21 protein-coding genes and 1 pseudogene are annotated in these 22,446 nt (G+C 67.3%); 6 read left to right on the top strand and 16 right to left on the bottom strand.

Annotated elements, in window-relative coordinates; translation table 11 throughout:
• Positions 1-14 precede the first annotated feature (14 nt).
• Positions 15-2,417 (top strand): penicillin-binding protein 1A, encoded by a 2,403-nt coding sequence (locus tag ACQY8B_RS24170; protein ID WP_422089033.1) that lies wholly within the window; start codon positions 15-17, stop codon positions 2,415-2,417.
• An 84-nt stretch (positions 2,418-2,501) separates the two neighbouring features.
• Positions 2,502-3,107 carry a hypothetical protein gene (locus tag ACQY8B_RS24165; protein ID WP_422089032.1) on the top strand — a complete coding sequence of 202 codons (606 nt, stop codon included), beginning with the start codon at positions 2,502-2,504 and terminating at the stop codon, positions 3,105-3,107.
• A 4-nt stretch (positions 3,108-3,111) separates the two neighbouring features.
• Here the strand turns inward: ACQY8B_RS24165 and creC are convergent, their stop codons facing one another.
• Both creC and creB read right to left on the bottom strand, forming a co-directional pair.
• A complete protein-coding gene (creC, locus tag ACQY8B_RS24160; protein ID WP_422089031.1) occupies positions 3,112-4,563 on the bottom strand; it encodes a two-component system sensor histidine kinase CreC in 1,452 nt (483 codons plus the stop codon).
• A 124-nt stretch (positions 4,564-4,687) separates the two neighbouring features.
• On the bottom strand, positions 4,688-5,479 hold the full coding sequence (creB, locus tag ACQY8B_RS24155) for a two-component system response regulator CreB (RefSeq protein ID WP_422089030.1): 792 nt from the start codon (positions 5,477-5,479) through the stop codon (positions 4,688-4,690).
• 579 nt (positions 5,480-6,058) lie between these two features.
• Here creB and ACQY8B_RS24150 point away from each other — a divergent pair.
• Positions 6,059-7,015 carry a YcjF family protein gene (locus ACQY8B_RS24150; RefSeq protein ID WP_422089029.1) on the top strand — a complete coding sequence of 319 codons (957 nt, stop codon included), beginning with the start codon at positions 6,059-6,061 and terminating at the stop codon, positions 7,013-7,015.
• A 64-nt stretch (positions 7,016-7,079) separates the two neighbouring features.
• Here ACQY8B_RS24150 and cueR read toward each other — a convergent pair whose 3' ends face one another.
• Together cueR and ACQY8B_RS24140 are read right to left on the bottom strand one after the other, a co-directional pair.
• Positions 7,080-7,481 (bottom strand): Cu(I)-responsive transcriptional regulator, encoded by a 402-nt coding sequence (gene cueR / locus ACQY8B_RS24145; RefSeq protein ID WP_422089028.1) that lies wholly within the window; start codon positions 7,479-7,481, stop codon positions 7,080-7,082.
• Entirely contained in the window at positions 7,478-7,672 is a 195-nt protein-coding gene (locus ACQY8B_RS24140; RefSeq protein WP_422089027.1) for a heavy-metal-associated domain-containing protein, read from the bottom strand. Before ACQY8B_RS24140 ends, cueR begins: the two co-directional genes overlap by 4 nt.
• Positions 7,673-7,806: 134 nt before the next feature.
• Between ACQY8B_RS24140 and ACQY8B_RS24135 the strand changes: the two genes are divergently transcribed.
• The gene (locus tag ACQY8B_RS24135; protein WP_422089026.1) at positions 7,807-10,044 is read left to right on the top strand and encodes a heavy metal translocating P-type ATPase; all 2,238 of its coding nucleotides are present in this window, start codon (positions 7,807-7,809) and stop codon (positions 10,042-10,044) included.
• A gap of 10 nt (positions 10,045-10,054) precedes the next feature.
• On the opposite strand, the gene ACQY8B_RS24130 is transcribed toward ACQY8B_RS24135, so the two are convergent.
• The 5 genes from ACQY8B_RS24130 to ACQY8B_RS24110 all read right to left on the bottom strand — a co-directional run bounded on the left by ACQY8B_RS24130 (position 10,055) and on the right by ACQY8B_RS24110 (position 14,136).
• Positions 10,055-10,426: a GNAT family N-acetyltransferase gene (locus ACQY8B_RS24130; RefSeq protein WP_422089025.1), complete on the bottom strand. Its 372-nt coding sequence runs from the start codon at positions 10,424-10,426 to the stop codon at positions 10,055-10,057.
• 63 nt (positions 10,427-10,489) lie between these two features.
• Positions 10,490-11,620 (bottom strand): sterol desaturase family protein, encoded by a 1,131-nt coding sequence (locus ACQY8B_RS24125; protein ID WP_422089024.1) that lies wholly within the window; start codon positions 11,618-11,620, stop codon positions 10,490-10,492.
• 35 nt (positions 11,621-11,655) lie between these two features.
• Entirely contained in the window at positions 11,656-12,939 is a 1,284-nt protein-coding gene (locus ACQY8B_RS24120; protein WP_422089023.1) for a beta-ketoacyl-[acyl-carrier-protein] synthase family protein, read from the bottom strand.
• A complete protein-coding gene (locus ACQY8B_RS24115; protein ID WP_422089022.1) occupies positions 12,936-13,241 on the bottom strand; it encodes a phosphopantetheine-binding protein in 306 nt (101 codons plus the stop codon). Before ACQY8B_RS24115 ends, ACQY8B_RS24120 begins: the two co-directional genes overlap by 4 nt.
• A 34-nt stretch (positions 13,242-13,275) precedes the next feature.
• A complete protein-coding gene (locus ACQY8B_RS24110; protein ID WP_422089021.1) occupies positions 13,276-14,136 on the bottom strand; it encodes an alpha/beta hydrolase in 861 nt (286 codons plus the stop codon).
• Between the two features lie 136 nt (positions 14,137-14,272).
• Here ACQY8B_RS24110 and ACQY8B_RS24105 point away from each other — a divergent pair, with 136 nt between their 5' ends.
• Entirely contained in the window at positions 14,273-14,962 is a 690-nt protein-coding gene (locus ACQY8B_RS24105) for a response regulator transcription factor (RefSeq protein WP_237677548.1), read from the top strand.
• A gap of 7 nt (positions 14,963-14,969) precedes the next feature.
• Entirely contained in the window at positions 14,970-16,364 is a 1,395-nt protein-coding gene (locus ACQY8B_RS24100; protein WP_422089020.1) for a sensor histidine kinase, read from the top strand.
• A 22-nt stretch (positions 16,365-16,386) separates the two neighbouring features.
• On the opposite strand, the gene gloA2 is transcribed toward ACQY8B_RS24100, so the two are convergent.
• From gloA2 to ACQY8B_RS24065, 7 genes and pseudogenes are all read right to left on the bottom strand, one after another.
• Positions 16,387-17,142, bottom strand: a complete 756-nt coding sequence (gene gloA2 / locus ACQY8B_RS24095) for an SMU1112c/YaeR family gloxylase I-like metalloprotein (protein ID WP_422089019.1) — start codon at positions 17,140-17,142, stop codon at positions 16,387-16,389.
• Positions 17,143-17,150: 8 nt separating this feature from the next.
• Positions 17,151-17,612, bottom strand: coding sequence for a GNAT family N-acetyltransferase (locus tag ACQY8B_RS24090; RefSeq protein ID WP_422089018.1), 462 nt, complete (start codon positions 17,610-17,612; stop codon positions 17,151-17,153).
• The gene (locus ACQY8B_RS24085; protein WP_422089017.1) at positions 17,609-18,094 is read right to left on the bottom strand and encodes a RidA family protein; all 486 of its coding nucleotides are present in this window, start codon (positions 18,092-18,094) and stop codon (positions 17,609-17,611) included. The genes ACQY8B_RS24090 and ACQY8B_RS24085 overlap by 4 nt, the downstream gene beginning before the upstream one ends.
• Positions 18,095-18,124: 30 nt before the next feature.
• Entirely contained in the window at positions 18,125-18,463 is a 339-nt protein-coding gene (locus tag ACQY8B_RS24080; RefSeq protein WP_422089016.1) for a hypothetical protein, read from the bottom strand.
• Positions 18,464-18,582: 119 nt separating this feature from the next.
• Positions 18,583-19,686 carry an alkene reductase gene (locus ACQY8B_RS24075; RefSeq protein WP_422089015.1) on the bottom strand — a complete coding sequence of 368 codons (1,104 nt, stop codon included), beginning with the start codon at positions 19,684-19,686 and terminating at the stop codon, positions 18,583-18,585.
• An 85-nt stretch (positions 19,687-19,771) separates the two neighbouring features.
• A pseudogene (locus ACQY8B_RS24070) lies at positions 19,772-21,579 on the bottom strand (acyclic terpene utilization AtuA family protein).
• Positions 21,576-22,358, bottom strand: a complete 783-nt coding sequence (locus tag ACQY8B_RS24065) for an enoyl-CoA hydratase/isomerase family protein (protein ID WP_422089013.1) — start codon at positions 22,356-22,358, stop codon at positions 21,576-21,578. Before ACQY8B_RS24065 ends, ACQY8B_RS24070 begins: the two are co-directional and overlap by 4 nt.
• Between the last annotated feature and the right edge of the window lie 88 nt (positions 22,359-22,446).

The raw sequence follows: 22,446 nt of genomic DNA, 5'->3' as shown, positions 1-22,446 counted from the left end.
AGCCAGTAATTCCTATGTTCAAACGCTCAAGCTCCACCCCTCCCGACGACGACGGTTCCGCGCCGGCCGATCCGAACCGCCGCTGGAAACGCATTGCCGGATGGGGGGCCGTGGTGGTGGGTTCCGGCGCTCTGGTGGTGCTGGTCGCCGCCATCGTGGCCGTGGTGGCCATCTATCCGAAGCTGCCCGATGTCTCGGAGCTGTCCGACTACCGCCCCAAGCTGCCGTTGCGCGTGTACTCGACCGAAGGCCAGTTGATCGGCGAGTTCGGCGAAGAGCGCCGCAACCTCACGCCTTTCGCGAACATTCCGAAGGTCATGAAAGACGCGGTGCTGGCCGTGGAAGACGCGCGCTTCTACGACCACGGCGGCGTCGACTACAAGGGCTTCCTGCGTGCGGCTGTCGCCAGCCTGAAGGGCGGACGCAAGCAGGGCGCCTCCACCATCACGATGCAGGTCGCGCGCAACGTGTACCTGAGCTCCGAGCGGACCATGAGCCGCAAGACCTACGAGATATTGCTGGCGATGCGGCTCGAGCAGCAGCTCACCAAGGACCAGATCCTCGAGATCTACCTGAACCAGATCTACCTGGGCAACCGTGCCTACGGTTTCGCCGCCGCCGCCGAGACCTACTTCGGCAAGCCGCTGCAGGACGTGACCGTCGCCGAGGCCGCCATGCTGGCGGGCCTGCCCAAGGCGCCCGGCGCCAACAACCCCGTGGCCAACCCGCGCCGCGCGCGGGCACGCCAGCTCTACGTGATCGACCGCATGCAGGAAACCGGCTTCATCACAGCCGAGCAGGCGGCCGCCGCGAAGAAAGAAGAACTGCACCTGCGCGATGCCGCCGACCCGAACCGCCTGCATGCCGAGTACGTGGCCGAAACCGTGCGCCAGATGATGTACGCGCAGTACGGCGACAGCATCTACACCAGCGGCCTGAAGGTCTACACCTCGCTGGTCGCGGTCGACCAGGCCGCAGCCTACAAGTCGCTGCGCAAGGGCATCATGGACTATGAGCGCCGCCAGGCCTATCGCGGTCCCGAGAAGTTCGTCGACCTGCCGACCGAGCAGAAGGAAATCGACGAGGCCGTGGACGACGCGCTGGCCGAACACCCCGACAACGGCGACGTGATCGCGGCCGTGGTGCTCGATGCCAATCCGAAGGAAATCAGCGCCGTGCGCGCCAACGGCGAAACCATCCAGATCACCGGCGAAGGCCTGAAGCCCGCGCAGTCGGGCCTCGCGGCCAAGGCGCCACCCAACATCAAGATCCGCCGCGGCGCGGTGATCCGCGTCGCGAAGACGCCCAAGAACACCTGGGAGATCACGCAGCTGCCCGAGGTCGAGGCGGCCTTCATCGGCATGGACCCGCGCTCCGGTGCCATCAAGGCATTGGTGGGTGGCTTCGATTTCGGCAAGAACAAGTTCAACCACGTGACGCAGGCCTGGCGCCAGCCGGGCTCGAGCTTCAAGCCCTTCATCTACTCGGCCGCGCTCGAAAAGGGCTTCACGCCCGCGACCGTGGTGAACGACGCACCGCTGTACTTCGATGCCAGCGCCAACGGCGGCCAGCCGTGGGAGCCGAAGAACTTCGAAGGCACCTACGAAGGCCCGATGCCGCTGCGCACCGCGCTCATGAAATCGAAGAACCTGGTGACGCTGCGCGTGCTGCAGTCCATCGGCGCGCCCTACGCGCAGGACTGGGTCACCAAGTTCGGCTTCGACAAGGACAAGCAACCCGCCAACCTGCCGATGGGCCTGGGCGCCGGCTCGGTCACGCCGATGCAGATGGCGGTGGGCTATTCGGTATTCGCCAACGGCGGCTACCGCGTCAACCCTTACCTTGTGACGAAGGTGACCGACATGAAAGGCAAGGTCTTGATGGAAACCGAGCCGCCGGTGCTCGACGAATCGCGCCGTGCCATTCCGCAGCGCAACGCCTTCCTCATGAGTTCGCTGCTGCAGAGCGTGGTGCGCAACGGCACCGGCTTCAAGGCCTACCAGACGCTCAAGCGCGACGACCTCTACGGCAAGACCGGTACCACCAACGATTCCTTCGACACCTGGTTCGCCGGCTTCCAGCCGACCATGGTCGGCGTGGCCTGGGTCGGCTACGACACGCCGCGGCAGCTCGGCGTGCGCGGCGAAACCGGCGGCAGCCTGAGCCTGCCGATCTGGACCGGCTACATGCAGACCGCGCTGCAGGGCGTGCCCGTGACGCAGCCGGCCGAACCGCCGGGCGTGGTGCGTGTCGACGGCGAGCTGTACTTCGACGACTTCACGCCGGGCCACAACGTGGCAAGCCTGGGCCTGGACAGCACCGAGGCGCCGCCGCCGGTGGAGGAACTCACGAGCGCGCCCATCGGCGCACCGCCGCCGCCTGAAGAACGCAACAAGATCCTCGATTTCTTCCGCTAGCGCATTGCCGCGAAGAACAAGGCGGGATGGCGGTGCCTACACTCGGTACTGCTTCCCGCCTTTTTCTTTTATTCCCCCGCATCCATGGAAATTCTTACTCTGGTGGCACTCATCGCCGCCGGCTTCTACATCCTCAAGTCCAGAGACCAGCGACAACGCATCGCACTGCTGGGCAGCCACCTCGGCCGCTACCAGATCGAAAAGCTGATGGAGAGCCTCACGTCGGGCTACCTGCGCTGCCTCGGCGAGGACGACGCCGAGCGCCGCCAGCAGATCTGGAGCCTGCTCGACTCCACCGAGGAAAAGCTCGCGGGCCAGTTCGACAGCTTCGCCGCCGAGTTCTCGCGCCTGCCCGAGCAGCTCACGCGCGTGAGCAAGCTGCCGGTGGGAATCCCGATGGCCACCACCATCTTCCCGGCCGCGAGCTTCGATTTCCGCCAGGCCCTGCTGATCCACGCGCGCGGCATTGCCGGCGTGATGCGCAACGAGTCGAACCGCACGCCCAAGTCCAAGGCCTTCACCATGTCGGCCGAGCTGTTCCTGATGCAGCACACCTGCCACTGGTACTGCAAGTCGAAGACCGTGGCGTCGGCGCGCATGCTTGCGCGGCACCAGACCTCTTATGAGCAGCTGCTCGATGCGGTGAGCCCGGAGACGCGCAGTGCCTACGGTGCGCTCACCGGCCAATGACCGCTCAGTGATTCCGCCCGGCATGTGACAGGAGCGGCAGCGTGAGCGTCGCGACCGCGCCGCCGCGCGATGCATTGCCCAGCTCGATGCGCCCGCGGTGCAAGGTCGCGATCTCCTTCACGAACGCCAGTCCCAGGCCCGTGCTTTTCTTCTTGCTGTGCGGCCTGGCCAGCGAATAGAACTTCTGGAAAACCTTTTCCTGCGCGTATTCCGGAATACCCGGTCCGTGGTCGCGCACGCTCACGCGCGCCAGCCTCGAGGTGGTCTCCAGCGTGAGCAGCACCTCGCTGTCGCGCGGTGAAAAATCGATTGCGTTGTCCAGCAGGTTGCTGATCGCGCGGCGCAGCAAAAAGGGGTCGCCTTCCGTGCTGGCTTCACTGCGGATGTTCACCAGCAGCTTGATGTTGCGCTTGGCCGCCGCGGGCTGGGCGCTGATGGCGATGTCGTCGATCAGCGAAGCCAGCGCGACCGGCTCGGTGCGGTCTAGCGCGCGACGCGTCTCCAGCGCGGTGAGTTCCATCATGCGGTCGACGATTTCCTGGATGCGCTGGGTCTCTCGCTCGATGTTCACCAGGAAGCGTTCGCGCTCCGCATGCGGCATCGACGGTTCCTGCAGCAGTTCGGCCGCGCCGCGAATGGCCGAGAGCGGGCTTTTCACTTCGTGGGTGAAGGTCTGCACGTAATCGGCCACGTAGTTGCGCCCCGTCAATGCGTCGCGCATTTCGCTGAAGCCACTGCGCACGCCGTCGATGGCCCGGCGCACCATGCGCGACAGGCTCAGGGTGCGCTGCGCGCGCACCCATGTCCAGTAGTCGCGGATCAGCCCGAAGGGCCGCACCAGCCACACCGACACGATCAGCGCCAGCAGCAAAAGCGCGAGCCCTGAGCCCACGCCGACCCACAGCGTGCGCGCCCGCGCGTCTTCCACGAACTGGCCGAAGCTCTGCACCGGCTTGCCCACGCTGACCATGCCGACGATCTCGTTGTTCCAGCGGATCGGCGCGCCCACGTACATGACCGAAGTGCGAGGGTCGCCGTCGACGTCGCGCGAAGTGCGCGCACCGTAAAGCCCGGCCAGCGTGCGGCTCACGTCCATCCATTGCGAATAGTCGGCGCCGAGATGCCTGCCGAGCGAATCGAACATCACGCGGCCGTTGCGGTCGGTCACGTACACGCGCAGCTCGACCTGGCTCTTGTGCAGGTTGTAGATCTGCGCTGAGAACTCGCGCGCATAGGCGGTACGGAACAGCGGCTCGAGGCGCGCGGTGTTGATGGCGCCGGCGATCACGTCCTGCTCGACCAGGCTGGCCAGCAGCTGCGAGGTCTCGACCAGCGATTCCTCGGCCGACTCGCGGTAGCGCGGGTCGATGTCCGAGACCACGCGGTACAGCAGGAAAGCGATGCCTGCCGTGTAGATCAGCAGGATGCCAATGAATATCCGCGTGCGCCTTGTCACGACTTGGGACTCCCCCAGGCTTGCCCACTTCGTGTGGCCGCCACCCCCCTCGCCGGGGGCAATACCGGCGGCCCGGCAAAGCCGGTTCCGCGGTCTTCCGCGAAAAGGCATCCCAAGCTCGGATTCATGCCTTCGAGGGCAATTCTTCGTTCAGTGCATAGCCGGTGCCGCGCAAGGTGCGGATCGGCTCGACATCCGGCGCGACTGCCTTGAGCTTGGCGCGCAGGGTCTTGATGTGCGCGTCGACCGTGCGGTCGAAGCTGTCGCTCGAGTCGTCCCAGACCAGCTCGAGCAGTTCGTCCCGCGTGAAAACGCGCCCCGGGCGCTGCACCAGCAATTTCAGAAGTCCGTATTCGTAGCGCGAGAGTTCGAGCAGGCGTCCGTAATACCGGATCTGCATTCGCTCGATGTCCAGCGAAAACGGCATTGCAGGGGGTTGAGGGGCGGCATGAGGCGCCCGGGCGCCGATTTGATGGGGTACCCCATGGTTCGGCACCGGAGCCGTTCCCGGGCTTCCTGGCGCGTTTCGGGCGCTGCGTCGCAGGATGGTCCGTACGCGAGCGACCAGTTCACGCGGAGAGAACGGCTTGGCGATGTAGTCGTCGGCACCCAGTTCGAGGCCCACCACGCGGTCTATCTCGTCGCTGCGGGCGGTCAAGAAGACCATCGGCACCTCCGGTCCGCCCATCGACTGATTCAGCGCCTGGAGGCGTTTGAAGAGTTCGAAGCCGTTGAGATCGGGCAATCCGATGTCCAGGATGGCCAGCGCGGGCGGTTCCTGGGCGAACTGCGCGATCGCTTCCTCGGCCGTGGCGCACCAGATGGGCGTGAAACCGTCGCTTTTCAGGACGTATTGCAGCGTGTCGGCGATGCCCGATTCGTCTTCGGCGATCAGGATCCGGGGTTTGAAGCTCATCCCGCGGATGTTACCGACGGGGGACCGCGCCGGGAGGACCGGATTTCGATCGAGGCGCCGGGGCCGGCGAGGCCTTTCGCGGCCTTTTTTTTCGGGCGAGGCCTGTCCCTTTCCCATCTTCTTATTCTTCTTATTCAAATTAGTAGTAGTAGATAAGGGTTGGCACCCTCTGTGGACATGCCGCTTTTTTCGTTATGCGACAACGACTTGTCATGCCCGTGTCACTGTGCGCAGCCGCGCTTTCGGGATGTACCCGGCAAATGAACAACTTTGGGTAACCCGACCGCGCTGTGGATAACCGATGGCTTGTGCCAGAACTGTCCCCAGAGTTGTCCTTTGACACCCCTGCGGAACTCTGCGAAAGACGTTTTTCGGGCAGGGAAATCCATTGCGCAAAAATAAGGCAGTCTGTAGATTCCCTTTGAAAATCAATAACTTGCAACGGCCCTACACAGAAGCTCCGACGTTATCCACAGAGTTGCTCAAGTTTTGTGGGGAGAACGTGTCCAAGGAGGCCGCGCCGTTGCCGGCAAGAAAAACACAGCCCTTCTTCGCATTGCAAATTACGAAATATCGAAAATGACACCCTCTGAAACACAGGCCATCGTGACCCTCAGCCTGCTGGCGGCCTTCGTCGACGGCGAAAAGCACGAACGCGAACGCGCCGAGATCAAGCGGATCGCGGAGGGCCTGTCCCAGGCCGACGGCCTGAACCTGCCAACGCTCTACCAGGACGTGCTGATGAAGCGGGTGTCGCTGGCGTCGGTGGCGGGTGAGCTGAAAAGCACCGAGTCGCGGCAGCTCGCCTACGAAATGGCGGTGTGCGTGTGCGATGCCGACGGCGTGCAGTCGGACTCCGAGCGCATGTTCCTGGCGGACGTGCGCACCTCGCTGGGGCTGGATGCGTCGGCCGCCGGTTTCTCGCAGCAGGCGGAAGAAATCGCAGCGGTGCCGGTGGCGGCAACGGCGGCCACTGCCGCGGCGGCCGGCACGGCGATGGCCACCGCGCCGGGTTCACCCGACGGCGCCGAACTCGACAGGTCCATCCTGAACGCCGCCATCCTCAACGGCGCGCTCGAGCTGCTGCCCGAGACGCTGTCGACGATGGCGATCATTCCACTGCAGATGAAACTGGTCTACCGCATCGGCCAGGCGCACGGCTACCAGCTGGACAGCGGCCACATCAAGGATTTCCTGGCCACGGTCGGCGTGGGCCTGACTTCGCAGTACCTGGAACAGGCCGGGCGCAAGCTGCTCGGCGGCTTGCTCGGCAAGGTGGGCGGCGGCCTGTTGCGCGGGCTGGGCAACCAGGCCGTGAGTTCGGGAATGAGCTTCGCCTCGACCTATGCGCTGGGCCATGTGGCCAAGCGCTACTACGCCGGCGGCCGCACCCTCTCGGCGCAGATGCTGAAGGACGCGTTCTCCGGCGTGGTGAAGGAAGGGCAGAGCCTGCAGACGCAGTACCTGCCGGCCATCCAGGAGAAGGCCCGCACGCTGGATGCGGGCAAGGTGCTGTCGCTGGTGCGCGGGGCCTGACTGGGGGGCAACACCCGCGGCCCGGCAGAGCCGGTTCCGCGGTGTTTCTGGAAGAGAGCGATTTCTAGACCTTGCCCAAGTCGTCGAGGATGGGGCAATCCGGCCTCGCGTCCCCGTGGCAGCAATGGACCAGGTGGGCGAGCGTGTTGCGCATCGACTGCATGTCGGCAATGCGCTGTTCCAGTTCGCCGAGGTGCTTTTCGGCGATGCGCTTCACGCTCGAACTGGCGCGCCGGCGGTTGTGCCACAGCCCCACCAGTTCCGAGATTTCCTCCATCGAGAAGCCGAGGTCGCGCGAGCGCTTGATGAAGCGCAGCGTGTGGATGTCGGCGTCGTCGTACTGGCGGTAGCCGCTCTCGGTGCGTGCCACTGCCGGCAGCAGGCCGAGCCCTTCGTAGTGCCGGACCATGCGGGCCGACACGCCGGAGCGCTGCGCCGCTTCGCCGATGGTGACGTGGCCTGTCATTGGACGGTGTAGCCCGCGTTCTCGATCGCGGCGACTATGTCCTTGCGCGGCTGGTCGCTCAGCACGTCGACGTGGCCGGTGGGGAGATCCACCGTCACTTGCGCTTCGGGGTCGACCGTCTGTACGGCGTTCTGTACCGCGTTCACGCAGTGGCCGCAGCTCATGCCCGTGACCTGGAATTTCTGGCTCATCGTCTTTGCTCCTGTTGAAGTGAGTGGGGGAAGAGGATGCAAGTCTGAACCCTCTCACGATGTCAATGTCCAGCGAAGGGGCTCTGAAAATTTCCGCTTGACCTTGCCACGGTGTGAGGCTTTAGCCTCGGTACATGGAAAATATTCTGCAGCAACCCCGGACCACGTTCGACCTTTCGGTCGGCGGCATGACCTGCGCTTCATGCGTGATGCGTGTCGAGCGCGCACTCAAGAACGTGCCCGGCGTGCAGGACGTCAGCGTGAACCTTGCGACCGAATCGGCGCGCATCGTGGCGGCGCCGGGCGACGACATCGACCTGCGCGTGCGCCGTGCGGTGCGTGCCGCGGGCTACGAACCGCGCGCGGCGGCAAGCGCGGCCGACGAAGCCGCGGCGCTGTCGCCGTGGCACGGCTTCGGCCCGGTTGCCGTCGGCCTGCTGCTGTCGATTCCGCTGATGGCGCCGATGGTCGGCAGCCCGTTCGGGCAAGACTGGATGCTGCCGCCCTGGGTGCAGCTGCTGCTCGCGGCGCCTGTGCAGTTCTGGCTTGGCGCGCGCTTCTACCGCGCGGGCTGGCATGCCGCGAAGGCGCGCACCGGCAACATGGACCTGCTGGTGGCGCTGGGCACCAGTGCGGCGTTCGGGTTGTCGCTCTGGCTGTGGTGGCGCGCGGCCACCGGCGAGCATGCCGGCCATGGAGAAATGCCGCACCTCTATTTCGAAGCTTCAGCCGTGGTGATCACGCTGGTGATGCTCGGCAAGTGGCTCGAGGCGCGCGCCAAGCGCCAGGCCACGTCGGCCATCCGTGCACTGCAGCAGTTGCGCCCCGAGGTGGCCCACCTGGTCGGTGCGCGCGGCAAGGAAAGCGATGTGCCGCTGGCCGAAGTGATGGTCGGCGACCACCTGGTGGTGCGGCCCGGCGAACGGGTGCCGGCCGATGCGCGAGTGATCGAAGGGCAGTCCGAGGTCGACGAGTCGATGCTCACCGGCGAGCCGCTGCCCGTGCCGAAGGGGCCTGGCGATGCATTGACGGGCGGCGCCGTGAACGGCGACGGCCGCATGGTGATCGAGGTGAGCGCGGTGGGTGCAGAGAGCGTGCTCGCGCGCATCATCCGGCTGGTCGAAGATGCGCAGGCCGCGAAGGCGCCGATCCAGCGGCTGGTGGACAAGGTCGCGGCCGTGTTCGTGCCGGTGGTGCTGGTGATCGCACTCGTCACGCTGGCTGGCTGGCTGCTTGCGGGCGCGGGCATCGAGACGGCACTCATCCACGCGGTGGCGGTGCTCGTCATCGCTTGCCCCTGTGCCCTGGGCCTTGCGACGCCGGTGGCGGTGATGGCCGGCACCGGTGTGGCGGCGAAGCACGGCATTCTCATCAAGGATGCGCGTGCGCTTGAAATTGCGCACCGCGTCGACACGGTGGCCTTCGACAAGACCGGCACGCTGACGCTGGGCCGGCCCGTGCTGACGGAACTGCTGCCGCTGGCGGGCGCCATTGCGGCAGAAGACAAGTTGCTGGCGGTCGCTGCCAGCCTGCAAGGCGGCAGCGAGCATCCGCTCGCGAAGGCGGTGCTGGCCGCTGCCGCACAGCGCAACCTGCAGGCTCCTGCGTTGAGTGCGATGCAGGCCATGCCGGGCCGCGGCGTGCGCGGCAATGTCGGCGGCGCGACCTGGGCCATCGCCAGCCTGCGTTGGTGCCGTGAACTCAATGCGATGCCCGATGCGGCCGATGTCGATCGCCTGCAGGCCAAGGGCGCGACGGTGTCCGCGCTGCTGCGTTTCGACGAGGCCGGCGCGGCGCATGTGCAGGCGCTGCTGGCCTTTGCCGACGAACCCAAGCCGCAGGCCGCCGAAGCCATTCGCACACTGCGTGCGCGCGGCCTTCGGGTGGTGATGATCTCGGGCGACAACCAGCGCGCCGCGCAGGCAATGGCGGCGCGGCTGGGCATCGACGCGGAAGACGTGCGCGCCGACGTGCTGCCGGCCGACAAGGCCGCGCAGGTTGCTGCCCTGAGAAAGAACGGGCACGTGGTGGCCATGGTCGGCGACGGTGCCAACGACGCGCCTGCGCTGGCGGCGGCCGATGTCGGCATCGCGATGGCGCCTTCGGGCGGCGGTACCGACGTGGCAATGGAAGCGGCGGGCATCACGCTGATGCGCGGCGACCTCGCGCTGGTGGCGCAGGCCTTCGAACTCTCGGGCCGCACGGTCTCGAAGATCCGGCAGAACCTGTTCTGGGCCTTTGCCTACAACGTGGCCGGCATTCCGCTCGCGGCCTTCGGCCTGCTGAGCCCGGTGGTGGCCGGCGCGGCGATGGCGCTGTCCAGCGTGAGCGTGATGGCCAATGCGCTGCTGCTGCGGCGCTGGAAGCCCTGACGCAGCCTTTTCAATCGACCAGCAGCGCCATGACGTGGTCGTCGATGGCCTCTGCATCACCGGCGCGCTTGTAGAACTTGCGCAGCGTGCCTTCGCGCTCGAAGCCGAGCTTTTCGTAGAAGCGCAGCGCCGGATCGACCGCGAGCGTGCCGAGGCTGGCGACGTGCCGCACACGCCCGGGGTAGCGGGCGGCGCGATAGAAGCCCGCGATGCGTCCGTCGCGCTCGTAGACGAAGAAGTCGCGGCCATCGAGCAGCTGCCGGTAGATCGCGCGGAAGTCTTCCAGCGGCATCGGGTCGTAGCCCAGGTAGGGCACGACCTTTTCATGCATGTAGAGGGCGAAGACGGTGTCGATGTCTTCAGGGGTGGCGAGCCTGCGCATGGTGTTTTGCCTGCTTCGAAGCGATGGAAGCGCCGAGCATAGCGAGCGAAGGTGATGCGCTCTTCAGCTGGTGAGCAGTACCGCCGAAACCGCCAGCAGCGCGGCCTGCGCGCACCAGGCCCAGCGCAGCCGCAGCTTCGAATCGAGCACCGCGCCGATGGACCAGAAGCCGCCGACCGCCAGCGCGAGCAGCGTCAGCCCGGTCTGGAAGGCCAGGTCGTCGGCGCGCCACAGGAAGGCCAGCGTCACGCCGACCCAGCATGCGAAGTGGAGTGCGGCCGAAGCGACCTGCGGACGCGTCAATTGGGGATCGTGGATGCGCATGGCTTCTTCGAGCGAAAAAGGTGCTTCCGGAAAGCGTGCCGCCACGTCGGCCGGCCGCCAGCCCGGCGGCTTGAACCACACGGCGATCTTGTCCTGCCAGCGCCGCGTGTGCCAGGCGTCGCGCAGCAGAGGCGCATAGGGCCCGACGATGGCGCGCAGCGGATCGAAGCTCGCGAGCGCCTTGCGCGTGCCGTACACGCAGCGTTCGGTTTCTTCGGCGAAGGTACCGAACATTCGGTCCCATATCACCAGCATGCCGCCGTAGTTGCGGTCGACGTAGCCGTCGTTCACCGCGTGGTGCACGCGGTGGTTGGACGGCGAAGAGAACACCCTGTCGAACCAGCCGAGCTTGCCGATGTGCTCGGTGTGGATCCAGAACTGGTAGACCAGCACGATCAGCCCCGCGAGGCCGAACTGCTCGGGCGGCACGCCGACCACCGCCATCGGCAGGTAGAAGGCCCAGCCCAGGAAGGCCACGGTGCTTTCCTGCCGCAGCGCGGTGGAGAAGTTGAACTGCTGGCTCTGGTGGTGCACAGAGTGCGCGGCCCAGAACACGGCCGACTCATGGCCCGCGCGGTGCAGCCAGTAGTCGAAGAAGTCGAACAGCACCACGGCCAGGATCCAGCCGATGGCGCCGTCCCAGAAGTCCGGACGGGTCCAGATCGCGACGAACGGATAGACCATCGCGTACAGGCCGATCTGGAAAAGCTGGGTGCATACCGCGAGGGCTTGGCTGAGCAGGCCCTGGCTCAGGCTGCCGAGCGTGTCGCTGAAACGGTAGGTATTGCGGCGCTTGAGCCAGCCCCATGCGAACTCGCACGCCATGAGCAGCGCGAACACGGGCACGACGAAGACAACCAGCCGATGCACCGCGTTCGATTTTTCAGGAAGTGCTCAGCGAATCTTCAGCGTTCGGACGCGCGACCGGCCACGATGACCGCATTCGTGCCGCCGAAGGCGAAGGAATTGGACAGCGCGTAGCGGATTCCCTTGGCCTCGCGCGCTTCGCCCTGGACGAAATCCAGGTCGAATGCGGCGTCCGGTGTCTGCAGGTTGGCGATGGGTGGCAGCGCCTCCCGGGCCAGCGCGCGCAGCGCCGCGATGAGTTCGATGGCGCCCCCGCCGCCGAGCACGTGGCCGTGGATGGCCTTGGTCGCGCTCACAGGCGTTGCCTTGCCGAACACTTCGCGGATCGATGCCGCCTCGGCGGCGTCGCCGGCCGAAGTGGCCGTGCCGTGGGCGTTGATGTGGCCCACGTCGGAGGCTTCGATGCCGGCGTCGCGCAGCGCGGCGCGCATGGCGCGCACCTGGCCGGCGGTGTCGGGGTTGGTGATGTGCGTGCCGTCGCAGTTGGTGGCGTAGCCGGCGAGCACGAAGGGTGCGGCACCGGCGCCGCGGGCGGCGGCGTGCGCTTCGGATTCGAGCACCAGCGCGGCCGCGCCTTCGCCGATGGCAAAGCCCGCGCGGTCGCCCGAGAACGGGCGGCAGGCGGAGGAGGGCGCGTCGGCCGGCGGCGGCGCCATCACGCGCATCGCGTGCCAGCTGGCCATCACGCCCGGCGTGAGCATGGCGTCATGGCCGCCGACGATGGCGACGTCGATCCAGCCGCCGCGGATGGCGCGCATGGCTTCGCCGATGGCCACGGCCGACGAGGCGCAGGCACAGGCGTAGGCAATGGCCGAGCCGCGCGCGCCGAAGTGCAGCGCAAGCTCCGCCACGGCGGCGTTGGGCATCACGGTGAGCACGGTCGTCGGGCGCATGCGGCGCTGTTCGCCGTAGAGCGCGCTGGTGGTGTTGTCGAAGGTGCCGGCACCGGCCAGGCCGCTGCCCCAGAAGATGCCGAGGCGGTCGCGGTCGATGGTCTCCAGGTCGAGCCTGGCTTCGGCGGCGGCGTCCTGCGCGGCGGCCAATGCCATGGCCGTGCCGCGGTCCAGCGGCAGGCGGGAGGTGCTGCGCACGCCGTTCGATTCGAAGTCGCAGGCGGCGACGGCAAGCTCCATCGTGTCCATGCCCTTGATCTCGAGCTTCTGCGCGCGAACCGCCGAGCGGCCGGCGAACAGGGCGTCGTCGAAGTCTTCGACGGTGCGGCCGATGGGCGTGATGAAACCGAGGCCGCTCACGCGCACGGGAGCGGATGCGGCGCGCGCTGCCGAGGCGGCGAGCACGGCGTGGGCGGCTCCGCTGCTCATGCCGGGACTTCGGCGGGTTGCGCGGGCTTGGCAGCGGCGCCGCCGCTGCTTTCCGCGTCGATCACTTCGCACAGGCGCTGCAGCGTGATGCCGGCTTCGCGCGGGTCGAGGCGGTCCTCGGGAATGCGCAGGTGGAAGGCGTCTTCGACGGCGAAGACGAACTCCATCAGCGCGAGCGAATCGAGGCCGAGGTCGGACAGGGCGGTGGCGGGCGAGATGGCCGAGCGCTCGACCTTGAAGTCGGTCTCGAGGATCGTCGCGATGCTGTTGAAGGTGGGCGAAGAAGCGTCGGAAGAAGACATGGGGATGCTTTCCTTTCAGGCGTGGGCAGGCAGATCAGGCGTACAGGGGATGCTCGGGCATCGTGCCATGGGCCACGGCGTCTGCAAAAGACACTGTTTCACGCACCACCTGTTGACGGTCGTTGTCGATTGTGATCATGTGGTAGCTGTTCGCGACCACCACCGTGCGGAATGCGCGGCAGCGCAGGCCGCGCGCGAGGATGTCGAGGTTGGCCACGCTGGCCACTTCGTCCTGCTGGGCATGCAGTGCGAGCACGTTGTCGCATTGCACGCTGTTGAGGTTGCGGCGCACGTGGCGGATGAGCCGGTCGTGCTCGCGCAGGTGGCCCACGCCGATGACCGAGCTGCCCGCGCGCGACACCTTTCGGTGGCGCAGCTCGCGCTCGATCCAGGCGCGCACGCGTTCGTTCTTCACGCCGTAGGGCGGGCGCTCGCGGTATTGCCAGAGCCGGCCCAGCGGCGTGTAGAAGGCCAGCGGCAGCAGGAACTGCGTGCGCGGAATGGCCCAGCCGTCGAAGCGCAGCGTGGTCGACATGAGCACCAGCGCGTCGACGTCCGTGCCGCAGCGGATGGCCGCGCCCAGCGCGAGCGAGGAGCCGGCGGAAATGCCGATGAGCATCACGCGGTCGTGCTGCGTGCGCAGCGCCTTGACCTCGGCCTGTATGGCATCGATCCAGCGTTCGAACGGCGCTGCATGCTGCAGCGGCGCGTCGGCATCGAACGAGTAACCCTCTATCGACAGCGGATGCACCGAGTAGCCGCGGCTGCGCAGTGCCGATTGCACGGTCAGCAACTCGTCAGGCGTGCTGCACAGACCATGCAGCAGGACCACGGCGGTGCGTTGCACCTCGGGAGGCACCAGGCTCAGCTGATCGGAGGGTTCGCGCGCACTCATCGTGTTGCGCCGGCCATGAAAATGGCCCGTGGTTCATATTGCTGTCGTATGCTCATGTTGCGTTTATCGCTGGAGCGACTGACCGGCTGCTGACCCGTCATTCGCAAGGGCAGATTACCCCAACCATTCAAACACCATGCGAATTCTGCTTGTCGAAGATGACGCCGTTCTGCGCGATGTCATGGTACGCAGCCTTGCGGACGCGGGCCATCGGGTCGACGTTTCGACCAACGTCGAAGATGCCGACCATCTCTGGCGCGTTCAGCCCTTCGATGCGGTGCTGCTCGACCTCAACCTGCCGGCCACTGCCAGCCCCACCAGCGGGCTGGCAAGCGGCCTCACCGCGTTGCGCCAGGCACGCGCGCGCGGCGACCGCACGCCGGTGCTGGTGCTGACCGCGCGCGGCCGCACCGAAGAGCGCATCGCCGGCCTCGATGCCGGCGCCGACGACTACCTCGGCAAGCCCTTCGACCTGGCGGAAGTCGAAGCCCGCCTGCGTGCGCTGGTGCGCCGCGCCAAGGGCACCGAAGACATCGTGCTGCTGGGCCAGCTCAAGCTCGACCGCAAGGCACGCCGCTTCTCCACCACGAGCGGCCCGCTCGACCTGCCGGCGCGCGAGTTCGAAGTGCTGTGGGAACTCATGAGCCCGCCCGGCCGCACCGTGAGCAAGCGTGCGCTGTCCGACAAGCTCTCGAGCTTCGACGAATCGCTCGGCGACAACGCACTCGAAGCTTTCATCTCGCGCCTGCGCAAGAAGCTGCAGGGCACCGGCGCGAGCATCCGCACGCTGCGCGGCATCGGCTACTTGCTAGAAGCCGAGGCGTGATCCGCGCGTGACCGGCGAGACCGCAGAACAGCAGCAGGCCACGCAGCGCGCGCCTTCGCTCACGCGGCGCGTGCTGCGCAACGTGCTGGTGCCGCTGGCGCTCACGTGGATGGTGGGTGCCGTCATCGCGCTGGTCATCGCCAACTATTTTTCGGAGCAGGCCTTCGACCGCGGCATGCTCGACGACGCCTATGCGCTGTCTGCCAACGTGCAAGCCGGCGAACGCGGCATCGAGCTGCTGCTGACGCCGCGCGAAGTGGCCACGGTGCTGTTCGACCAGGTCGACAAGGTGTACTTCGCCGTGCAGCGGCTCGACGGCACGCTGATCTCGGGCCAGGCCGGCCTGAATGCGCCGCTGCCTGTGGACGGCTCGCGCTACCGCTTCTCCGACATCGACTACGAAGGCAGCGCACTGCGCGCGGTGGTGCTCGAGCATGACGCCGAGCCCGACCTCAGCATGCCTTACCGCGTGATCATTGCGCAGACCACGCTGAGCCGGACCGCGCTGGTGCGGCAGCTGCTCGGCTATGCGCTGGCACCGCAGATCCTGCTGCTGGTGCTGCTCGCGGTCTGGCTCTGGTACGGCATTCGCAGCGACCTGCGGCCGCTGGCCGACCTGCAACGTGCGCTCGACCGGCGCGACGTGCATGACCTGTCGCCTGTGCAGGTGGCGCAGACGTCGCGCGAGCTTCAGCGTTTGGGCAATGCGGTCAACTCGCTGTTCGAACGCCTGGGCCAAAGCGTGCAGGCGCAGCGCGAGTTCGTGGGCAACGTGGCACATGAGTTGCGCACGCCGCTGGCGGGCATTCGCGCGCTGGCCGAATACGGCCTTGCGCAGCACGACACCAACGTGTGGCGCGAGCAGCTCGAGCGCGTGTCCGAACGGCAGGCGCGAGCCAGCCACCTGATCGACCAGCTGCTCGCGCTGGCGCTGGCCGAGGAGGCGCGCACCGAACTCAAGCGCGTGCCGGTGCGGTTGGACGTATTGGCCGAACAGACGGTGTTGCGCCACCTCGCACGCGCCGATGCGCGCGGTGTCGACCTGGGCGCACGCGGCCTCGACGACGGCGTGGTGGTGTATGCCAACGAGGCGCTGGTGGAAGGCATCCTCGACAACCTGATCGACAACGCACTGCGCTATGGCGGGCGCACCATCACGGTCGAGCTGGCGGGCCGCACGCTGAGCGTGATCGACGACGGGCCTGGCATTCCGATCGAAGCACAGCGCGACCTGATGCAGCGCTGGGCGCAGGGCCCGGCCGGCGAGAAGCTGGGACAGGGCTCGGGGCTGGGGCTGTCGATCGTGTCGCGCTATGCGGAGCTGCTGGGCGCCGAGCTGCGGCTCGAAGCCGCCGAGCCGACCGGCCTGCGCGTGAGCGTGGCGTTCGGCGAAGTGGCCTGAGCCCGCTCCGCCGCGCGTTCGCTCAGCGCGAGAGCGGCGTACCCTGGTGGAACGCCATGCGCCAGCGGCCATGCCGCCGCCGCCACAGCGAACTGCGCAACGAATCCGCGGCGGGCCTTTCAGGAATCGCTTCACGGTGTGCGCGGTAGGTGACCAGCGCCACGTCGGGTGCCATGCGCAGCACGCGAAAGTCCGTCATCGTGCGTTGCGAGAAAGTCTCGCCGCGGAGTGCTTCGATGATCGCGGGCCGCGTCCATATTTCGCCCGATACGCCGAGTTCATGGAAGCCGTCGTCGAGCAGTTCCTTCAGCTGCGCGGCGTTCGCGCGCACCTCGCGCAGGTGCAATGCGTCTTCGAGCTTCAGCAGCAGCGCATCGAGCTCTTCGGCCGGCGCGGCTTCGTAGAGTTCCAGCGGCAGGCCGTCGGGATCGGCGAAGAAGGTGAAGCGGCGGCCGGTGTATTCGTCGGTGCGAAGCGGCTCCACGGCAATGCCCTGAGCCGCGAGTTCATCGGCGGCGGCCTGTACGTCGTGCACCTCGAAGGACAGGTGCCGCAGGCCCTGTGCCTCGGGCCGCGTGAGGCGCGCGGGTGCGCCGGGAAACGAGAAGAGCTCGATCTGCGAGCCGTCGGGCAAGGCCAGGTCGAGCTTGTACGAATCGCGCGCGGCGCGATGGTTTTCGGCCACCACGCGCAGGCCCAGTACCTTTGTGTAGAAGTGCCTGGACACCGCGTAGTCGGCGCAGATGATGGCGGCGTGATGGATGCGTTCGAGCTGCATGGCAAGGCTCACCCCAATGGCTTGCGCAGGAACACGCGAGTGCGTCGCTCGAGCGCGAGGCGCTTGTATTCGACATATCCGATGCGCTCGTAGAGCGCGCGGTTCTCGGTCATCTTTTCGTTGGTGAAGAGGTAGATCGAATCGTGGCCCTGACGCAATGCCTCGCGCTCCGCCAGCTCCAGCAGCGCGCGGCCGACGCCCGTGCCCTGGTGCTGCGGGCGCACCGCGATCACGTCGATCAGGAAGCCTTCTTCGGTGACGTCGAGCACCAGCGCGGCGACGGTCTGCGCCTGTTGTGTCGCGATCCAGACCTGTGCATTTGCGATGGCAGCTTCGTAGTCCCTGGTCATCGGCAATGGCGTGAGGCCAAGGCGTGGAATGTAGTGGCGAAAGGCTTCCACAGCGCATTCGGTGATGGAAGCGGCATCTGCCGCATCGGCGCGCCGCAGGGTCCAGCTTGCGTCATTCACGGCTCGAACTCCACCTCGCCCTCGATCTCGACCGGGATGTTGAACGGCAGCTCCGCCATGCCCACGGCGCTGCGCGCATGCATGCCGATCCCGGGGCCGAAGAGCTCGAGGATCAGGTCGGAGAAGCCGTTGATCACGGCCGGCTGCCTGTCGAAGCCAGGTGCCGACGCCACCATGCCGAACACCCGCGTCCATGCGGTGATGCGGTCGAGATCGCCGATGGCACGCTGAAGGCTGCCGAGCATCGCAAGCGCGGTGAGCCGTGCGGCCGCATACCCCTGTTCGACCGTGAGCTCGCGGCCCAGCTTGCCGAGCGGCGTGGCGATGGTGCCGTCGGCATTGAGCGGCCCGTGGCCCGAGATGAAGGCGCGCCGGCCGAGCACGCGCACGAAGGCAAAGGGCAGTACCACACCCGGTGGCGGTGTGATGGTGGGCGGCAGCACGAGGCCGAGCGCGGCGAGCTTGTGTTCGATGTGGGCCATGGATGAAAGCGCGGCAATGAAAGAAAAGGCTCAGACGTTGGGGTCGAAGTCTTCGTCGAGCGAGAACTCGCCGCGTTCGTAGGCGGCGATGACCTCGTTGGCTTCCTGCACGAAAGCCTGCGGCACGCGCAGGCTGGCACCGCCCAGGGCGATGCTCCACAGCATGTTGGTCTGCACCAGCGCCGCATCGGCCACGGTGGCCGGAATGCCGGCCGCCTGGAGGCAGCCGCAGAGCAGCTGTGCATCGGTGGGGGTGAAGCGGCGCGCGATGGTGACCATGTCGCCGTGGTAGGCCTCGGGGTCGCGCGACACCACCGGGCGTGCGCCCGGCTCCGACCTCTCTTCTTCCTCGTGGTTGTCCGTTGCCATGCGGCATCTCCTCCCGGTATTGGATGAGTGCCGAGCGTACGGGCTCGCAGCCGCGCAGGCAAATCGGCCCATGCGCGCCGGCAGCGCGCCTGGGCCGTGGAAAAACCGACCGGGCGGACTCAGGCCAGTGCCGGGTAGTCCGTGTAGCCCTTGGCGCCGCCGCCGTACATGGTGGCCTTGTCGAGTTCGTTCAGCGGTGCGTTCTCGCGCAGGCGGCGCACCAGGTCGGGGTTCGAGATGAAGGGCTTGCCGAAGGCCACGAGGTCGTCGCCTTCCTTCACCGCCTCTTCGGCCAGCGGGCGGTCGTAGCCGTTGTTGACCATCCAGGCGCCCTTGCCGCCGGCTTCGCGGTAGGCGGTCTTGAGGGCTTCGTAGTCGAAGGGGCGGTCTTCGATTTCGCGCGGGCCGCCGGTGGCGCCTTCGATGATGTGGATGTAGGCCAGGTTGAGCTGCGCGAGCTGCTTCACCACGTAGGTGAACAGCGGCTGCGGGTCGCTGTCGTGCGCGTCGTTGGCGGGCGTGACGGGCGACAGGCGGATGCCGGTCTTGCCGCCGCCGACCGCGTCGACCACGGCGCGGGTGGTCTCCAGCAGCAGGCGGGCGCGGTTCTCGATGCTGCCGCCGTAGTCGTCGGTGCGCTTGTTGCTGCCGTCCTTCAGGAACTGGTCGAGCAGGTAGCCGTTGGCGCCGTGGATTTCGACGCCGTCGAAACCGGCAGTCTCGACCGCGCTGCGTGCGGCCACCGCATAGGCATGCACGATGCCTGGCAGCTCGCCGGCGTCGAGCGCGCGCGGCTCGGAGGTCTCTACGAAGGTCGGTACACCGTCCTTGATGAGCACGGTCTTGGTCTTGGCGGTGATGGCCGAGGGCGCCACGGGCTTGCCGCCACCGGGTTGCAGTTCGGTGTGCGAGACGCGGCCCACGTGCCACAGCTGCACGACGATCTTGCCGCCCTTGGCGTGCACGGCGTCGGTCACGCGCTTCCAGGCGTCGAGCTGCTCGGTGCCGTAGAGGCCGGGCACGTCGGAATAGCCCTGTCCCTGGTGGCTGATGGCGGTGGCCTCGGTAATCAGCAGGCCGGCACTGGCGCGCTGGGCGTAGTAGGTGGTGGCGATGTCGGGCGGAATGGCGTTGGGCGAGCGATTGCGCGTCAGCGGCGCCATCACGATGCGGTTGGCGAGCTTCAGGTCGCCGGCCTGGACGGGGTCGAAGAGGGAGGACATCGTGGGGTCAGAGGCAAAGTTGAAACAGGCGCAAGGCTAAGCGCCCGGCCTCAACCCTGCTGCCGTACGGTTGTCCGGATTGATGCTAGGCAAGCAGCGCCAGCAAGGCCGGGCTCGCGCGCAGGGGCATGGCGAGCAGGATCTGCCCCATGCCCTTGCCGAGCGGATCGTTGCGCAGCGACGCCATGCCGCCGCCGCCCAGCGCCTGTTCGCAGACGAAGTTGAAGGCGCCGATGCCCGGCACGTCGTAGCGCGTGACGCGGCCCTTGACGAGGTGCGAGAGCCACCCGGCCACGCGCGCCTCGGTGAGCTGTTCGCGCAGCAGCCCGAGCAGGGCGGGGTGGCGCGCGATGACGCCGATGTTCGAGGTATCGCCCTTGTCGCCGCTGCGGGCCCAGGCCAGGCGGACCAGGGGTACTTCGACGGTGTCTTCCGCCGGCGTCGTCGTCGTTTGTTCGGCTCTGGCAGCCTGTCGGACGGGTACGGTGGGTGAAGCGGGAGTTTCCGTGCGGGGCACATCGATGCGCTCGCCGTCGATGGTCACGCTTGTCTCGACCATCGACTTGTCGAGCAGGAATGCGTACTGCCTTATCGACGGCGACACCGACGCGCGGCCGCCGCCCGCGCCCGTGGTGCCCGGTGCCCACGAGGTACCGGCAGGCGCCACTTCGCGCGCGAACAGCTCCAGCGCGTCCTTGCGCGGATGCGTCACCGCGAGCCGCAGCACTGCCTCGCGCGTCTGCAGGGCCTGCGCATGCGGGCCGTAGCATGACTCCGCGCCCAGCACCTCGAGATGCGTCGCGCTGTAGGGGCCAAAGCCGTTCTGCGCGAACAGCGTGCCTGTGCGCGCAAGGATCGCCTCGCCGGTGCGCCGGGCCTTGGCCACTGCGTCGAAGCCCACGATGGTGAGTTGCGCCGCCGTCTTGAAGCCGTCGACGTAGGTGGCGCTGACCTTGTAGCTCGCGGTCGGTGCATGGCCGCGCGCGCCCTGCACGCGCACCCGGTGCTCGCCGGCCTGCTCGATGCGCACCTGCGTGAAGTCGGCCACCACGTCGGGCAGCAGGTAGGCGGCGGGGTCGCCGATTTCGTAGAGCATCTGCTCGCCCACCACGGCGGGCGTGAGCTTGCCGCCGGTGCCCGCCGCTTGGTCACGACGAAGCTGCCGTCGGCGCTGCATTCCACGATGGGGTAGCCGATGTTCGGCCAGTCCGGCACGGTGTCCCAGTCGGTGTGCAGGCCACCGGTGGCCTGGCAGCCGCATTCGATGATGTGGCCGGCGAGGCTGCCGGCGGCGAGCAGGTCGAAGTCGTGCGGCTGCCATTTGAATTCATGCATGAGCACGCCGAGCGTGACGGCCGAGTCGACGCAGCGGCCGGTGATGACCACCTGCGCGCCCGCATCGAGCGCGGCCTGTATCGGGCGTGCGCCGAGGTAGGCATTGGCGGTGAGCACGCGTTCCGGCAGCGCCGCGCCGCTCTGCAGTTCGCGCACTGGCGGTTGCGACTGGCGCAGCTGCGGCAGCAGGGGCGACACGTCGTCGCCGCTCACCACCGCAATCTTCAGCGCGATGCCTTGTTCGGCGGCGAGTGCCGCCAATGCGTCGGCGCAGCCTTGCGGGTTCACGCCGCCTGCGTTGCTCACCACCCGGATGCCTTGTTTCACGGCATCCTTCAGCACCGCTTTCATCGCCACCGAGACGAAGTCGGTCGCATAGCCCAGCTCGGGTTTCTTGAGGCGCGCGCCCGCGAGGATCGACATGGTGAGTTCGGCCAGGTAGTCGAACACGAGGTAGTCGATCTGCCCGCTGCGCACGAGCTGCGGCGCGCCGACGCTGCTGTCGCCCCAGAAGCCGGAGGCGCCGCCGATGCGGACGATGCGTTGGTTGTCGTTCATCGGCCGCTCCACTGTGGCTTGCGTTTCTCGCGGAAGGCGAGTTGCCCTTCGGCCGCGTCCTCGGTCAGTGCGAACAGGCCGATCTGGCTTTCGGTGAAGGCCATCGATTCCTCGAAGGCCATCGCCTCGATCTTCTTCATGGTGTAGAGGCCGCGCCGGATGGCGGCGGGCGATTTGTCGAGCATGCGGCCGAGGAGCCAGTCGACGCTCTCGTCGACGTCTTCGCTCACGCGGTTGACGAGCCCGAGTTCGAGCGCCTGCTTGGCGTCGATGGGCTCGCCCGTGATGCACATCTCGGCCAGCACGCGGCGCGGCAGCAGGCCGCCGAGCACGCTGAGCACCTGTGCCGGGAAGAGGCCGACCTTCACCTCGGGCAGGCCGAACACGGCATGGCTGCCGGCCACGGCCATGTCGCACATCGCCATGAGCCCCATGCCGCCCGCCATGCAGGCACCGTTGACGCGCGCAATCAGCGGGACGGTGGATTGGCGGGCCTGGCGGAACAGGTTGGCGAAGCCCTGGTAGGGCGCCGCGTAGTCGAACTTGAAGGAGGTGCCGCTCTGCAGGTCGGCGCCCGCGCAGAAGGCGCGCGTGCCGGCACCGGTGATGACCACGGCGCGCACCGCGCTGTCGTCGTTGGCGCGGCGAAGTGCATCGCCCAGGCCGGTGAGCACGGCGCCGCTGATGGCGTTGCGGCGTTCTTCGCGCTCGATGGTGAGCCACATGACGGGCCCGCGCATCTCTTCGCGCAGTTCGACGGGGGGAGGGGTTTCGGGCATGGCGCGGTTCCTTCTTCGGGGCTTCGGTCTTCTTCTGAAGCGATGCCCTGAGAGTGGCCCGAAAAAAAAGCCGCGGCATGCGGCTTGT

This window comes from Variovorax sp. (genome assembly GCF_965279555.1).
Lineage (GTDB): Bacteria > Pseudomonadota > Gammaproteobacteria > Burkholderiales > Burkholderiaceae_C > Variovorax.
The sequence above is the reverse complement of the archived record's forward strand: the minus strand, read 5'-3'. Positions and strand labels throughout refer to the sequence as shown.